Source organism: Novosphingobium sp. BL-S-24 (genome assembly GCF_055521575.1).
The window spans coordinates 635,382-650,478 of record NZ_CM145487.1; the positions used below are offsets into that span (position 1 = coordinate 635,382).

Consider the following 15,097-nt stretch of genomic DNA (forward strand, 5'->3'; position numbering starts at 1 on the left):
CTGCGGATTGTTGCTTGCATTCGGGTGCGCGGTCTATCCGACCAACGAGAATTGGTAATGAAAGCAAATAAGCTCAAGCCCCGGGCATGGTGCCGCAATCTATCGGAAGGTATGCCCCGGTGATCGCGCTACTGCCCGGGTCAGCCAACATCAGTATCCCATGGGCGATGTCTTCCGCCGTCGCCAAGCGATTCATCGGCGAGAAGCTGGCCATCTGCTGGAGAAATTCTTCCGGTTCCTGGTTATCCGACAGGTTCCCCATCAGCATCGTCGTCTTAACGGCGCCCGGAAGCACTGCATTCACACGTATATTGTAAGGCCCACCGGCGGCGGCGGCGGTACGGGTCGTCATCAGCAGGGCTGCCTTCGACCCACAATATGCAGCGGCCGTCGGGATCGCCTTGATCGACATCCCGGACCCCACGTTTACTACAGTTCCTCCGCCGTGACGCTTCATGTGACGGATAGCTTCCCGGCAACCCAAGAAAGAGCCGTCGGCGTTGACCGCGAAATGCCTACGCCACAAGTCGATCGACATTTCCTCGAACGGAATGTTGGGCTTGAAGAAGCCCGCGTTGTTTATCAGGATGTCGACGTTGCCACACTCCGCCTCTGCATCGGCAAACACTCTAATCCAGTCGGCTTCGTCCGTGACGTCGAGAACGGCTGGGATGGCACCGCTCCCCAAATTGGCCGCAAGCTCAACCGCTGGGGCATTTGCAAGGTCAGCTGCAATCACACGTGCACCTTCGCCTGCCAACGCCGAACAAATCACCCGGCCGAGGCCGCCAGTTGCGCCAGTAACTATCGCGGTACTCCCTGCGAAGCGCATTGTGGGCTTCGAGATCATCGTATGCACATCATGAAAGAGGCGTGAGGTAACTCACCAGCGGGCATTGAGAACGGCATTGGCACCAATCCTGAATATTGAATCAAATTCATCGAGTAGCTCACTGTGTCTGCCCTTTTGAATGCGGCTGGGCTAAGGCCGGACATGCCAGCACCCAGCACGATCACGTCGCAACCCTTGCCCTTGCGAGCCTGGGCGCGGGCAGTTCCCACCGATAGCATCGCGCCGGTTGCTACTGCTCCCGCATTAAAGCCACGACCTGTCATCTGCACAGCAAATTTGCAGTATCGTTCAGCAAAGATGCTGGCACGGACTTCGCGGACCGCCGACCCTCTCCTCCCGGCCCTGACAGCTTATAGGATACTCGACCGAGGCAAATGGCCCACATGATGGCAGCATATGGCAAACGCGCTAAAATATTCGGGCGTCGCCTCACCGGGTCAAAAAACGTCAAGATGCCTTGTAGACGCTATTGAGAAGCGCAGCTGGGTTGTCTAAGATATGAGGATACTTTGCGCGAGTAGCTCTGGTCCATCTCTCAGGCAAATCGCTCATCTGAACACCAAACCGTCCGGACCCCACGGCTGTCAGATGGCCAGGATGGCCCGCCATTTCCATCCACGGACGCCAATCGACAAAGTTAGTGAAGTTGCATTCGGTCGGTACACGTTTCATGTCCGATCCCATCAGATCACTGACGCTAGCGTGCATTGTCACTGCCTCACCATAATGAAACGGCTTGGTAACACCCGGTACCGGCATCGTCGTTCGGGTCACTTCGTTGAACCAAATGTCGTCGCCGCGCACTTCGGGATCGCGCACGTAATGGTCAGACACCATCCCGGGCGGCATATGTGCGAACTTGAACGTAAGATCGGGCAGAATGGCAAAGCGGGTGGGTGGAAGGTTGGTTTGTGGATCCGTCACCATCTTTTTGGTATAGGGATTGTAGAACTTGCCCGGCGCCTCTCCCGTCTTCGGGTCCAGGAAATGTGCGATCTCGCCGGTAAAACAGTCATATCCTCCATCAGTGCGATGGCGGTAACGAGCGAATGTTGCTCCGATTACATCCCACAGCGGAGTAACCTCGGCATCGACAACACCGAAATACGATCCGCTGATGTAGCTGATCACCAATCGCTCATCGAGCGCGCCACGCATCCTGATGTAGCTATGTAGCCTTTCGCTAGCGCTATTAACGTCCAACCTATTCCTCGGTGCGGCCAGAGCCGGCCGCAAGCCAACGCCTCCCGCTAGCATGCCACCGCCAAAAAGTCCCAACGCCTCTCGGCGGCCCATTCCTACCATGTATTCCCCTATGGATATCAGATGGCGGCAAGCCAGACCGCAATGTAAACGCCAGATCAAATTTTCGGAGTGCGTGGCGGCTGAGGTGGTGTCCAACCTGGCGGAACGATTGCCGGCGTCTCGAACCGGGCATAGTTCTCAAGGCTGGAGTACGAAGGACCGTAGTCCTCGGTTGGGGCATGCAACCACTTTTCGTCCATCGCGCGCGCCGCAGCCACAATGTCGGGTGACAAGCCCTTCTCACCAAGTGGCTCCGAACCGTACGATGTTACATAGCTGATATGTCCTGGCGCCTGTCCCATCAGCATCCACGGTAGCCAGGGCGTGATCCGCGACCAGGCGCCGACATGCGGAATGTGGGTGAGCCTGGCGTTTAACACGTCGGCGCGCTTCATGTAGTACGTGAAATACTCCGAAACGCGGTTCATCGGCCCGGATGACTCACGGACCCATTTCTTCGGATCGAGTGCGTTGGGGTAAAAGAGATCAATGGCGGTATTGAGAATTATGTTGCCATCACGATCCTCGTTCCAATCCAGCAGGAATGGTTTGCGCGGCGGCTTATCCTTGTTGAGCCCGCCATAAGTCGGCGGCTCCGGCGCATATTCGCTGATGGTGAAGTTAAACGGATCGTTGGCGATGGGCACGACCCTCACGTCTTCGCCGGTATAGGGATTTCTCCACGATTTCAGGATTTCGCCGGTATCGATGTCGCGATAAAATACGACCTCGCGCAGCAACTTGCGATAGCTGCCATCTTCCAGCTTCTTGAGACGAGCGAAGCTGAAGCCTTCCACGCTGAAAAGTGGTCGGACGCGCTCGTTTTCGCGCACGCCATAGGCTTTGCCTTTGATCCAGCCACACTTCTCTTTGGCAAAATCGAGATCCCCGTCGAGCCTCGCGAAAGTGTCACGATTCCACTTTGGATCTTTAAAGTCTAACTTGGTCACAAACGTGCTCTTTGTGCCAGCGGCCACGGCGGGCACGGCGGCGATTCCGATTGCAGCGCCAGCCAGGCCCAAGCCTTGCCGCCGAGTCATCCCGTTGTTCAAAGAGCATCTCCTGAGAATGGCTAATCGAAGGAGTTAGCCTTCCGGATGCACGCTAAGTCATCCCTCCTTCCGTCACTATCCGAACTACGGATTGTTTAGTGATTAGCGAAATGGACATAGCCAAATTTCCATCCGCACATGACCAAAGGGTAATCGCGAAACTTGGTAACTTCTGCAAGAAGTTCATCGACCATTGAAAACCTGAACGACTAAGGGTTTTTGTAATGTTTTCTGGTTCGGGCCTGCAAAGCGAGCGGGTGCGAAGGGTCTATCGACGCTCATAAAAATAAGCGCTAGCTAAATGCTAGCACCCATTCTGATTATCTAGTTCGGATAGGAATTGTACGTCGGTAGGTTTCTTATTGAGGTATCAATATTTTGATTAACCTTCGAGGCCAGGGCGCCGCTTCCCGCTCCCTGGCCCGTCGATGGTCAGAACTTGGCACCCACAGTCATACCAACCCTCCGTCCTTCGCCCAGATAGATTTCTGGCACGGAGAACACAAAGGGAATGCCAGCACGGGGCTGACCGATGGCGTTCGCGGTGTAGTGAACATCAAAGATGTTGTTACCCCACAGAGCGACACTGAACCGGTCGTTCTCGACCGCGATCCGCGCACTGGTAAGCGTACGCTCGCCAAAAAAGTTGGTGTTCGCAAGATTGGCAGGCGCCTCGCCGGTGTGGCTTACATCAACGCGAGAGAAAAATCTCCACTCCTCATTTAGCGGCACTTCAACTGCGCCATGGAGGTTCCATGAGAGCTTGACCGAACGCGTAGGCCGGTTGCCTTCCAGCGAAGTGACTGCACGCGTACCGGCGGGCGTCGTAACCAGGATGACCGGAGGACAGCCCGGTGCCGCAACAGCGGCGCTGCCAGTGCCGATCACGCATTGCCCTACGATCGAAGCGTCATACGCTCCCTTTTGAAACTTGGGGTTCGAATACACAAGACTTCCGCCGACTTTAAAGTATTCAGCCAGTTTCAACTCGCTTTGAACTTCAAAACCTGTCGATTTGATATTGCCCGCATTTCGAACGATCCGCGTCGGGTTGACCGTGGTGGGATTGAGCGTGAAGGCGGACACTTGTGCGTTGGTCCAGTCCGTATGGAAAACGGAGGCGTTCACCAGGAGCGCGCGATCGAACCATTGGCTCTTGATCCCGCCTTCATAAGTCCAGTTGGTCTCTTCCTCGTAGGCTACCTCATCAGCGAGGATGCCGGTCGGTCCGACTGGATTCGCCGTGTTGAACCCGCCTGAGCGAACGCCCTTGGCCGCCGTCGCGTAGAGGAAAATGTCAGACGTAGCCTGCAGGTCCACGGTGAAGCGCGGAGCGAAGCTCGAAAACGACCGTGCAAACAATGGGCCGTTGACCGGGAAAACGCCAGCTGCCGGAACGTTCGTTCCGTTGATCGGCTGATTGATACCAGGAGCGCTAAGCGGATTGCTGACTGAGAATACCTGTGCGACCTTTCGGTCGGTATTGTAGCGGCCTTCGGCGCCAAGGCGCAACGCTCCCAATCGATAGCTAAGCGAACCGAATATCGAGAACGTCTTGGTACTGGCATCCGAATAGTTAGCGAATACGGTATCACGCGGCCCGGTGGACAGGAATGGATTGGTGCTGAAATCGTAAGCCCCGACACCTGTAAGCGGGGGTGTACCCACCTGAGGGATCTGCACAAAACGCTCGTTGGGGGCTAAGCCGGTGCGATCGGCCGAAAGACCTAGCGCGGCCAGCGGGATGCGCGAGTTGAAATAGCTACCGCCGAAGATCCACTGGAACGGGGACGGGCTGTCCGACTGGATTCGAACTTCCTGGCTGAAGGTGCGAACGCGCTCTCGCCCAGAGGTTACGAGATTGGCTCTTTGGGATCTGGTATAAACACCGGCTGGGAAGCAACTTGCGCCAGCCGTGCAAACGCCAAGCAACGCACCGTCTGCTAACAAATCATAGTCATTATAGCTGCGGTTCTCTGCCTCAGTGAAGCCTGTGACACTGGTGGCAACGATACCACTGCGACGCCAGCTCATATTCAAAGAGACCTGCCGCGATTTAGCCACTGTGTCGGGGATATCCGCAGAAATCGAACTCGTTTTGTTAGCCCGCAGTTGACCGCAGTATACCGTCCGGAGTCCGGTTGCAGCGTTTAACGCGCCGCAGTTGAACGCGCTGAGCGGCAAGCCGGTGGCGGCTGATGCTTCGGAAGCTGAGTGCGCGAAGAAGCCCGAGAGCCGAGCCGTAAATTTGTCTGTAGGGCGATATTCGAGCGACGCTGTTCCCGCATACTTCTCGGTCCCGCCAAGCCGGTCGTTCCGATCGGCCGAATTTTTCCCGAAACCGTCGTATGTCAGATAGCCGCCGCCTACACGGAGGGACAGGGTGTCGCTAATCGGTATCGAGACCGACCCTCGAATGCGATAGTCCTCATACATGCCGACTGTTCCCTGGACATTTGCTTCCAGTCGGTCGGAAGGTTGACGAGTGGAAATCGACATGGCGCCAGCGAAAGTCGAGCGTCCGAATAACGCACTTTGCGGCCCCTTAGCGATCTCGATTTGCCCAACATCGAGCACCGAGATGATGTCGATCGTGTTACGGCTAGTTTGATATATGCCGTCGATGAAGACGCCGACATTCGATTCGACGTTAAGGTCATTGGTGGTGTTGGCAGGCGCCTGACCACGAATATAAATATTAGTGAGAGTACCGCCGGCGATACTGGTGATCGCAACGCCCGGAGTATTGTTCGACAGATCGTTCAAGTTACTGATGTTACGCTCAGCCAGATCGGTCGCCGTCAGCGCCACGATCGAGATTGGCACAGTCTGCACGCTTTCTTTACGCAACCGAGCGGTGACGACAATTTCCCCAGGTGCTGTTTCGCTGCCGTCAACGGCGTCCTGCGTGGTTGGTGCACTGTCCTGCGCATGAGTAACCTGTGGTGCCGCCGCCGCGCAGACTATGGCCAGTAACGATGCCTTCGCAATTCGAAGATCCTGATATTTTTTCAACGCTGTACCCCCTTGAAATGTTCGTTAGACGGAGTGTTCTGAGTTGGAAAATCATCGCCCACATAATTCACACCAACAGCCGCGTAGAAGCTCCGACCATTCTCCCTCATTGGCGTCTGCGATATGGCCGCAGCGAATACGAGCTACGTTACCGCAAAAGCTGTATGATTATGCGCAACGGCTATGATCGCTCTACGGTCACCGAGCCCCTCAGCGCCTCAGGTTGTCAACGTTCAGGGCTCTTGGCGCCATTCAGGAGCAGGTTCGGCAACTTGCTATTATCCCACTCGGGCTTGCGTGGCGGATTACGTCCGACCCGTAAAATAACCATCTGCTGCGAGGGAATGATGTAGACGACTTGGTTTGCGTTTCCATCGAACATGAAAAGGTCGGCCGCTTTGTAAGGCTGTGATTGCAGCGTCTTATCTACCGGCAAGTCGGGATTGGCCGGGCCACGGCGCTCAACGTATGGCTCAGCCAAATAAACGCCCAGGCCAGCCTGCGGATATTCGGGCGTGCCGGTGGTCATGGCTTTGACGAAGCCGGCCGAAATGAGCTGCTTGCCATTCCATTTTCCATTCTGGGCAAGCAATATACCCAAGCGGAGATAGGTTTCGGCAGGCAATAGAACACAACAGCCAGAGTGTGCAGTGCCCCCAGGCCGGTTCTTCCAGATTTGCCCACCGCGAGCACCGATCGGGGATAGAACTTCGCGGCCTATCCATGTTTCATAGGGAACGCCTGTGGCTCGCGCTATCAGGGGCGCTACCAGCTCGCCATTCGCGTTGGAATAATCATAACGGCTGCCAGGCGTCCGGGTCAGCGGATACTCTTCGATGATGATGCGATCATGAAACGGGTGCAGGTACGATCGGTTCAGAATGTTCGCGGGGTCAGTCGTAGCGCTTTGTGGGAGAAGGCCAGATCGCATCCCCAGTACTTGCCGAATGGTAATCACCGCCTTCGGAGTGCCACGCCATTCCGTTAGGAAGTCCGCCATCGGCTGATCAAGCGATTTGATCTTGCCAAGCGCTATTGCCCGACCGACTGCGATCACACTTAAAGGTTTGGCGAGAGACTTGGACACGATCGGTGTATTTTCGCGCACGCCTTCGAAGAAGCTTTGCTCGATCAACTTGCCTCTGTGCCAGACCATGAACGCCGAGCTGTTGTTTGCCGCGGCATAAGCCCGCGCTTCGGCCATTCCCTCCACACTTGCAGACGTTTCGCGGGGCAGAGCCTTCCAATGTGTGGCGCCCGCCACCGGAGCAAGGGGGGCGTAGCTGTCCGATGTCGTACCGGGTGGCGGGTTGAAAACGCGGTCGAAGCGCTGATCATAAAGCGTTTCCGCCGCGTCAGGAGACATGTCTGTCGCTATCGCAACCTCTTCGCCGGCTAAGGCCAAAGCTGCGCAGCTCAACACCAATAAAAATTTCACGAGCGCCTCCCACATTCAGATTATCATGCCTCATCAATGGGAGAGGCGATTCTAGCGATTTTTAGTGTTCGACAGTCGGATTGTTCTGCACACCCCTCTAAAATGAAACAAAGCACCCGCCGCTTGTATTACCATAGTGCAACGTTGCGAGGGCGATGGAGGCATATCGAAACGGTATTCTATCGTTATAGCATCGCTGCGATACATCCTACCCGGGATAGCCCTCCCGAGATTGCTGTCTCAGACAAACAATCAGACAGCAAGTACCGTCGCTTTCACTTCCCCCGAACTTTGCTAAGCAGGCCCTCGGACCGGATCCATGCGTAAAATTGTTCGATCCACAGGTCGGTAGTATCCCCATGGGGCTCCATTCCAAAGCTATGACCTCCCTTAGCGTAAAGGTGCATTTCAGGTCGATATTCGGCATTAAAAAGCGTGTCGTAAAACTGTCGGAAGCCTTTGCCGACGGCATAATCGTCCTGCGCCATTGCCATAAAAAAGGGTGGTAGGCGTCCGGGTGCGGGGGTAGCCGCCGGGCGCAACCACGGTTCGACAGGCGTACCGGGGGGATAGGGCAAGTTCGCAGTTGGTAAAGCGGGCAGTGTTTCCGCAAATGGCATGCCATAGATCAAGCCGGCAAAGTTGGGGCGTACCTTTGGATCGGCTTGCAGCGCCATCATTCCCGCAACGTGCCCACCTGCGGAAAAGCCGACCACGCCGACACGAAGTGGATCAATTCCGTATTCACCTGCACGCGCCCTAATGACCTTCAGTGCTTGAATGCCATCAGCCACGGCAGGATCCCCCTTTTGCGCATCGCTGAAACGGCGGTTAGCATTGATCCGTGCGCGCATTGCCAGCTCGCTTTCATTTGGAAGGCGCTGCATTGTACGATAGCGCAAAACGAAGGCTGCAATCCCGCGATCGGCAAGCCAGCGTGCAACAGCGCGTCCATCCTTTTCGATCGAAAGCGAATAAAAACCGCCGCCCGGAGCGACGATAACGGCTGCACCATTGGCCGTTCCAGCAGCAGGCAGAAATGGCTGATACGTCGGAGTAGTAATGTTCCACATTCTTTCTGACCAGCGATTGTCCGGCTCGGCTTCGGTTCGCTCGACAACCGGGCTAGGAACCGCACCCGGCCAATCAGGATCAAGAGGAGGAATCCCTGGCCATATTTTTACCGGAATGAGCTCGCGCATGGCTGGAGAAGCACCTATCGGATTTTCATGAGGAGCATTGCCGAGCGAAAAAAGCGCAACAAGTGCTAGAGCTAAACGCTTCATACTTCTATCAACCTTACATTGATGTCAGCCAGCGTGCCGAACACGCGCTTGGCAACACAGTACTGAGGCAGATTGTTGAATACCAGGAAATCACACCGCCGCTGCAATCTGACCATTGCCGTCGAAGCAAACATTGCGACATCTCCTTTCTGCGTCACCGCCTCAAGCACGAAAGGCGTACTAGCCATCGACAATGCTCATATCACGAGCACCCAGTTGCAAATGGCTACTTCCCAAGAACGAAGCACGCTCGTTCAGCCTATGCATGATGAGAGTTGGGCGAGCAGCCGGTCTCATACAATCGAACTGTTATGTGACAAAACGCCTACGGTACCGAACAGTCTTGTGGTTCACTTATCCGTTCTGCGGATTAATTATCCCGCGACCGGTTAGCTGTATCTTAAAATGCAAGACATTTCAGTTCAGAACTCGGGCGAAGGCCCATCCTAAGCCTTTCTTAAGATGGCACCCATGACACATGAAGCATTTTCTGTCTGTCGTGCAACGACTGACAGCGGAGACTTTCAATGGCCTGCTCCGCCTGACCAAATGCCCCTAAAGTTGATTTGCCTCGCAATAAGTGACTCCGAGCATTGACCCAGGCGTCACCGATAACCGCCAAAAGAGGATAGATTGCGGCCAAAGCGAGTGGCGAGAAACAGACAGCAGGGGAGCGATAGTATCGCGTCGCCAAGTGGCTTCAGTCCCAGAAACGGCCGACCATAACTTCGATTCGGTGGCGCCCCTCATCGTATTTGAAGCGCATAGAAAGGGCCTATCGGCCTAGAAACGAGGGCTCGATGCCCTTTTGCTCAAGCGTATCCCTGAACCATTCGGCGTGATAGGCCGATCAGCCAGCATCCACTGCGCTTCCCGTCGGAGCATCCCGCCAGCGCGGACCGTGACGATTAACGCTTCCCAATGCGTAGCGTCAATCGGAAGCAATCGCGCCTTGGTCGCCGTTCAGGCACCAATTTCGCACTCAAAGCTCCGGACTGTCCGCTTACCGGCGGTTCGCGACCAACTTGGGCCGTTCCGGTGCAGCCGTTTCAACGTCCGCTGATGTTGGAGCTGGCCCTTCGCCCGTTTGACGGCTGCCGGTTGGGTACAGATCGTGTCCTGCGTAGTGGTGGCAGGCGCGAAAAAAGCTGCCTGACGGCAGACGCCCCAACTCGGACATTGGCGCGGGGACGCGGGTTCCCGTTAGCTGACCTTGCGCGCACCAATAGCCACCTGTTTGTTGCGCATCAGTGCCAGAGCGAGCATTTTCAAGCTGTCGCAGCTAGATCGCGCCCAACTCTGTGCCGATTGGCCTCGCGCCATCATGACCCGAAACTCTCCAATCAGCGCACCTTTGCTGAAGCAAACCGGTCCGCGAAGCCATCCAGCGAAGGACGAACTCTTCCTTACCGATAGCCGCTTCGTCGGTGAGCTTTGGCTTCTCCTTCGCTTTGTAGAAGGCCGAGTAGCTCATCAGCTGCACGGCGTTTGCCTTGTAGAACGTGGGGTAGGTGCCGACGCCGATCCGCGGCTTGTCTCCTGCCAGATGAAACTTCATTAGCCGCAACCATTCATACCTGGTACTGGAAGGCTGGACGATGCCCAATTACTGGACCTGGGACTTCCCCTGCCGGCAGCTTCTCTGCGAACGGCTTCGGCCTGTCCGACATGATCGGCAACGTGTGGGAATGGACCGCTGATGACTACTCCGCCGGCAGCCCGCCCCTGTGGCTAAGCGCTGCTGTTCGCCCGGCCATGCACCTAAGGCGGCCTTCGCCACGAAAGTGCTGAAAGGGGGATCCCATCTGTACGCGGAAAGCTATTGCCATCAATACCGCCCTTCCGCCAGGCATCCACAAACCTCAGACGCGTCCACTTCGCACATCGGCTTTCGCTGCGCGCAGGACGTGTAATCAGATCAAGGCTATCGAGAATTTGCGAAGGTCGAGCGCGCTATGAAATTTGACCGCGCACTTTAATATGTGCCGTCTGAATGGCCGCATCGCAATCGAAAGCTGCTGGTATCGCCATTTCCTTGAACGACAGAAATGTCCCAGATCCTAATTCCCGGTGTTGATGCTTTGCGGTCGCTTAGCATCTGGATTTTTGCGTCCCGGTGCAATCCTTACGCATCGCCCTTTCGTTGGACCGCAACATAGCGTTAGACCAATGCTTTGCTAATCGACCATCGTCGGGCATAATCGGCAACCTATCGGGGGACCAACGATATCATGCTTACGACATTCGCGCTAACGCTCACCGCCCTTGTCCTCCTCTACCTTGCTGTCAGTGTTAAGGTGGTACGACAGGGGTATCAATACACGATCGAGCGCTTCGGCCGCTTCACCGAAGTCGCCCGCCCCGGCCTCAATTTTTACCCTGCCTTCTTTTACGCCGTAGGTCGCAAAATCAACATGATGGAGCAGGTGGTCGACATTCCAGGCCAAGAGATCATCACGAAAGACAATGCCATGGTGTCGGTCGACGGCGTGGTGTTTTTCCAGGTTCTGGACGCCGCCAAGGCTGCTTACGAAGTGTCCGAACTTTATGTTGCGATCATGCAGCTTGCTACGACCAACCTGCGCACCGTCATGGGATCAATGGACCTCGACGAGACCCTTTCGAAGCGCGACGAGATCAATGCCCGTCTTCTCTCGGTGGTCGATCACGCCACGGGCAGTTGGGGCGTCAAGATCACCCGCGTGGAGCTAAAAGACATTCGCCCGCCCGCTGACATCGTCAACGCCATGGGGCGTCAGATGAAGGCGGAGCGCGAGAAGCGGGCCAATATCCTCGACGCCGAAGGAGCGCGCGCAGCTGAAATCCTCCGGGCGGAGGGTCAGAAGCAGAGTCAGATCCTGGAAGCCGAAGGTCGACGCGAAGCCGCGTTCCGCGATGCCGAAGCGCGCGAGCGTGAGGCGGAGGCCGAGGCAAAGGCAACTCAGATGGTCTCCGAAGCGATCGCGGCCGGCAATTCGCAGGCGCTCAATTACTTCATCGCTCAGAAATATACCGAAGCTGTCAGCCAGTTCGCGACCAGCCCTAACGCGAAGACCATCCTGTTCCCGGTGGAGGCGACGCAACTCATCGGCACGCTGGGCGGCATCGGCCAACTGGCAAAGGATGCGCTGACAGAAGGCTCGGGCAACAACAACGGAGCTTCCTCCACCCAACCAAGCCGTCGCTCGCCGTTTGGGCATAGCCAGGAATGATGTCAGAACCCGGACTCCATATATGACCGCCTTCCTCGACGCGCTTCAGGATCATTGGTGGTGGCTGATCTTCGCCGCCCTGCTTGGCATGTTGGAAATTGCGATGCCTGGTGTGTTCCTCATCTGGATCGCTCTCGCGGCCGCAGTCACTGGCCTTGCGGCTCTCCTCCTTCCGATAGGCATTCCTGCGCAGATATTGATCTTTGGGCTACTGTGCTTGGCTAGCGTCTGGGGCGGCCGGCGCTGGTATATCGACCATCCCGTCCCCAGCAGCGACCCGGCGCTCAACGACCGTACTGCCCGTCTCGTGGGCAACACAGTGCTCGTCGTCGAAGCGATCGAGGCCGGCGAAGGCCGAGTCAAAGTCGGCGACAGCGTCTGGTCCGCACATGGCGAAGATGCGGCGGTCGGCACCAAGGTGCGCATAGTGGGCGCGGAAGGAACGGTATTGTTGGTGACAGGAATAATGGATTAGTAGCCGGTTGGCCATCAACCCAATGTGGTCATTCAGACTCCATATCCCGATCCCAGGTGCGGACGGTCTGGTTACGGCAGCTGGCGGCCGATAGTGTTGAAAAACTCAGCCTTGCAGTAGTGGCAAAGTCCTGATTCACTGGGCCTGTCGTTGGGAGACAGGCTGATGATGGGTGCTCGAACGGTGATGCAAGAGGCGCTGTTTTACAGCTTCAGCCTAGAGGACCATGTGCCGCAAAGTCACCTGCTGCGGGCCGTAGAACGCTTTGTGGACCCGAACGGTATCCGGGAGAAACTGCGACCATTTTATAGCGAGACTGGCCGCCCTTCGATCGATCCCGACCTCATGATCCGGATGCTGCTCATTGGCTATTGCCTTGGCATCCGGTCAGAGCGGCGCCTGTGCGAGGAAGTGCATCTTAATCTTGCCTATCGCTGGTTTTGCCGCCTCGGCCTTGACGGAGCGGTGCCGGATCATTCGACGTTCTCCAAGAACCGCCACGGCCGCTTTCGGGATAGCGATCTGTTGCGGAACCTGTTTGAGATGACGGTCACGCGCTGTATCGAGGAGGGATTGGTCGGTGGCGAGGGCTTTGCCGTCGACGCCAGCCTGATCAAGGCCGACGCGAACCGCCAGCGAGGTGTGCCCGGCGAGGAAGGCTTGCCCCCGGACATCGGCAACCATGCAGCCCGGGAGTATCTGGAGGTGCTCGATGCGGCAGCGTTCGGCGCGGCATCGCCCGTCACGCCCAAATATCTGTCACCTGCCGATCCTGCAGCGCGCTGGACAAGCGCTCATGGCGGACAAGCCTTCTTCGCTTACAGCACCAATTATCTCATCGATTTAGAAAACGCCGTAATTGTTGATGTTGAAGCCACCACCGCCATTCGCCCCGCCGAGGTGACGGCGCAGCGAACGATGATCGATAGGACGCAGGAGCGCTTTGGCATTTGGCCACGGCGCCTGGCCGCCGATACTGGTTATGGCGATGCCGCCAATATCGCCTGGCTTGTCCATGAGCGTGGCATCGAACCGCATATTCCCATTTTCGATCATGCGGGCCGCCGGACTGGAAGCTACCAACGCACTGAGTTCCGCTACGACCATCAAAATGATCTTTATGTATGTCCCGGCGGCAAAGAGTTGTTCCCGCGCCGCAAGAACTATGCGATCCCACCGCCTGACGTCGATCAGGACGGGTTCATCCGCTACCGCGCCAGTAAACATGACTGCGATGCCTGCGCTCTCAAGCTGCAATGCTGCCCAGGTCAGCCCAACCGAAAAGTGATCCGATCAATCCACGAGGGGGCACGGGATCTGGCAAGAGATTTGTCCAAAACCGACGCCTATGTCACCTCCCGCCGCGAACGGAAAAAGGTTGAGATGCTGTTCGCCCACCTCAAACGCATCCTCAAGCTCGATCGCTTGCGCCTGCGAGGACCAAATGGTGCAAAAGACGAGTTCCTCCTGGCAGCCACGGCACAAAACCTCCGTAAACTGGCAAAGCTCGTACCGATCTATCCAGCAACTAGTCCCGCATGAGGCGGGCGCCCAGCCTCACTTCAATATCAGCGAACGACAATCCCGGACTTTTTCAACGCTATCGGCCAAATTACGCCATTCTCTGAATTGCCGCCAACCTCCGATGAAAGCGGCTGCTCCCCATAGCAAACCGAATAGCGACCTCCGAAGGCAACAATCCGATTACCTATGCCGTCGCCAAGGTCGAGGAGCTGAGCGGACGTTCGCCGCCCTTCCGGATATCGCTGCCGCCATCGGGAAGAACCCCGCGAAGGCATACGAGCACACCTTTCCCTGGGACACCGCGAGGTGAAGCCGGAATTGGAGTCTGATGTATGAGCTGTCATGACCGCCTGCATCATGCGGGAGTGCAGATGGTGGAAGTTCCGCGCTCCAATCCTACCCAGAACCTGCGTTTAGGGGCGTGCACGCGTCCGGCGATCGGTCTCCGTCTCATCGCCAGTGAGGATGCGCGAGTGATAGGTCTCCGAGACGAAATCGATGAAGGCCACCGCAGCGCCAACGGCCAGACGGGCATGACGCGGCTCAAGGCCACGGTGACGTCCGTCACGACCATGCCCGAATCCATACAGGCTTCTCAGCTCGAAAAGATAGTGGGTGATAGTGGTCAGGTTCCGGAGCAGAAGCCGGATCGTCTCCACGCCCTTGGCTTCATCGGATATACCCTCAGGCACCAGACGCAGCTCCTTCGTCAAAAGCTTAGTCAGGTCGGGCAACGTGAAACTGCGCAATATGGGTGAAGTAAAAAGCGAAATACGCGACTCCCATCGCCGGATTCATTTCACCGAAGGTATCGACATCAACGACGAAAAGACCCTCGACCTCATCCCTCGTCATAACCTCGGACCGGAATATGTCGATTGCCTGAGGCGCTGTCGGAATGAAAAGCCGGAGCCGCCTCACAGGCTTTTCGATGATC

At 56.6% G+C, this 15,097-nt stretch carries 12 protein-coding genes and 1 pseudogene; 4 read left to right on the plus strand and 9 right to left on the minus strand.

Annotation, left to right across the window (positions count from 1 at the left end; genetic code table 11):
- Positions 1-73 precede the first annotated feature (73 nt).
- From ACZ1JM_RS02850 to ACZ1JM_RS02885, 8 genes are all read right to left on the minus strand, one after another.
- Positions 74-850 (minus strand): SDR family NAD(P)-dependent oxidoreductase, encoded by a 777-nt coding sequence (locus ACZ1JM_RS02850; RefSeq protein WP_465131638.1) that lies wholly within the window; start codon positions 848-850, stop codon positions 74-76.
- Positions 851-1,300: 450 nt separating this feature from the next.
- Complete coding sequence (locus ACZ1JM_RS02855; protein ID WP_465131639.1) at positions 1,301-2,011, minus strand: DUF1838 family protein; 711 nt, start codon at positions 2,009-2,011, stop codon at positions 1,301-1,303.
- A 203-nt stretch (positions 2,012-2,214) separates the two neighbouring features.
- Positions 2,215-3,210: a DUF1838 family protein gene (locus tag ACZ1JM_RS02860; RefSeq protein WP_465131640.1), complete on the minus strand. Its 996-nt coding sequence runs from the start codon at positions 3,208-3,210 to the stop codon at positions 2,215-2,217.
- Positions 3,211-3,642: 432 nt separating this feature from the next.
- A complete protein-coding gene (locus ACZ1JM_RS02865) occupies positions 3,643-6,225 on the minus strand; it encodes a TonB-dependent receptor (protein ID WP_465131641.1) in 2,583 nt (860 codons plus the stop codon).
- 226 nt (positions 6,226-6,451) lie between these two features.
- Positions 6,452-7,678, minus strand: a complete 1,227-nt coding sequence (locus ACZ1JM_RS02870) for a serine hydrolase domain-containing protein (protein ID WP_465131642.1) — start codon at positions 7,676-7,678, stop codon at positions 6,452-6,454.
- Between the two features lie 260 nt (positions 7,679-7,938).
- Positions 7,939-8,949: an alpha/beta hydrolase gene (locus tag ACZ1JM_RS02875; RefSeq protein WP_465131643.1), complete on the minus strand. Its 1,011-nt coding sequence runs from the start codon at positions 8,947-8,949 to the stop codon at positions 7,939-7,941.
- Positions 8,946-9,137: a hypothetical protein gene (locus ACZ1JM_RS02880; protein WP_465131644.1), complete on the minus strand. Its 192-nt coding sequence runs from the start codon at positions 9,135-9,137 to the stop codon at positions 8,946-8,948. Before ACZ1JM_RS02880 ends, ACZ1JM_RS02875 begins: the two co-directional genes overlap by 4 nt.
- Before the next feature lie 1,094 nt (positions 9,138-10,231).
- Positions 10,232-10,555: a hypothetical protein gene (locus tag ACZ1JM_RS02885; RefSeq protein ID WP_465132589.1), complete on the minus strand. Its 324-nt coding sequence runs from the start codon at positions 10,553-10,555 to the stop codon at positions 10,232-10,234.
- Positions 10,556-10,569: 14 nt separating this feature from the next.
- On the opposite strand from ACZ1JM_RS02885, the pseudogene ACZ1JM_RS02890 reads away from it, so the two are divergent.
- The 4 genes and pseudogenes from ACZ1JM_RS02890 to ACZ1JM_RS02905 all read left to right on the plus strand — a co-directional run.
- A pseudogene (locus ACZ1JM_RS02890) lies at positions 10,570-10,862 on the plus strand (formylglycine-generating enzyme family protein); the annotation flags it as partial.
- A gap of 318 nt (positions 10,863-11,180) precedes the next feature.
- Positions 11,181-12,161: an SPFH domain-containing protein gene (locus tag ACZ1JM_RS02895; protein WP_465131645.1), complete on the plus strand. Its 981-nt coding sequence runs from the start codon at positions 11,181-11,183 to the stop codon at positions 12,159-12,161.
- A gap of 22 nt (positions 12,162-12,183) precedes the next feature.
- Positions 12,184-12,636, plus strand: coding sequence for an NfeD family protein (locus ACZ1JM_RS02900; RefSeq protein ID WP_465131646.1), 453 nt, complete (start codon positions 12,184-12,186; stop codon positions 12,634-12,636).
- A gap of 165 nt (positions 12,637-12,801) precedes the next feature.
- Positions 12,802-14,178 (plus strand): transposase, encoded by a 1,377-nt coding sequence (locus ACZ1JM_RS02905; protein WP_465131647.1) that lies wholly within the window; start codon positions 12,802-12,804, stop codon positions 14,176-14,178.
- A gap of 395 nt (positions 14,179-14,573) precedes the next feature.
- Here the strand turns inward: ACZ1JM_RS02905 and ACZ1JM_RS02910 are convergent, their stop codons facing one another.
- Positions 14,574-14,852, minus strand: a complete 279-nt coding sequence (locus ACZ1JM_RS02910) for an abortive infection family protein (RefSeq protein WP_465131648.1) — start codon at positions 14,850-14,852, stop codon at positions 14,574-14,576.
- Positions 14,853-15,097: the final 245 nt, after the last annotated feature.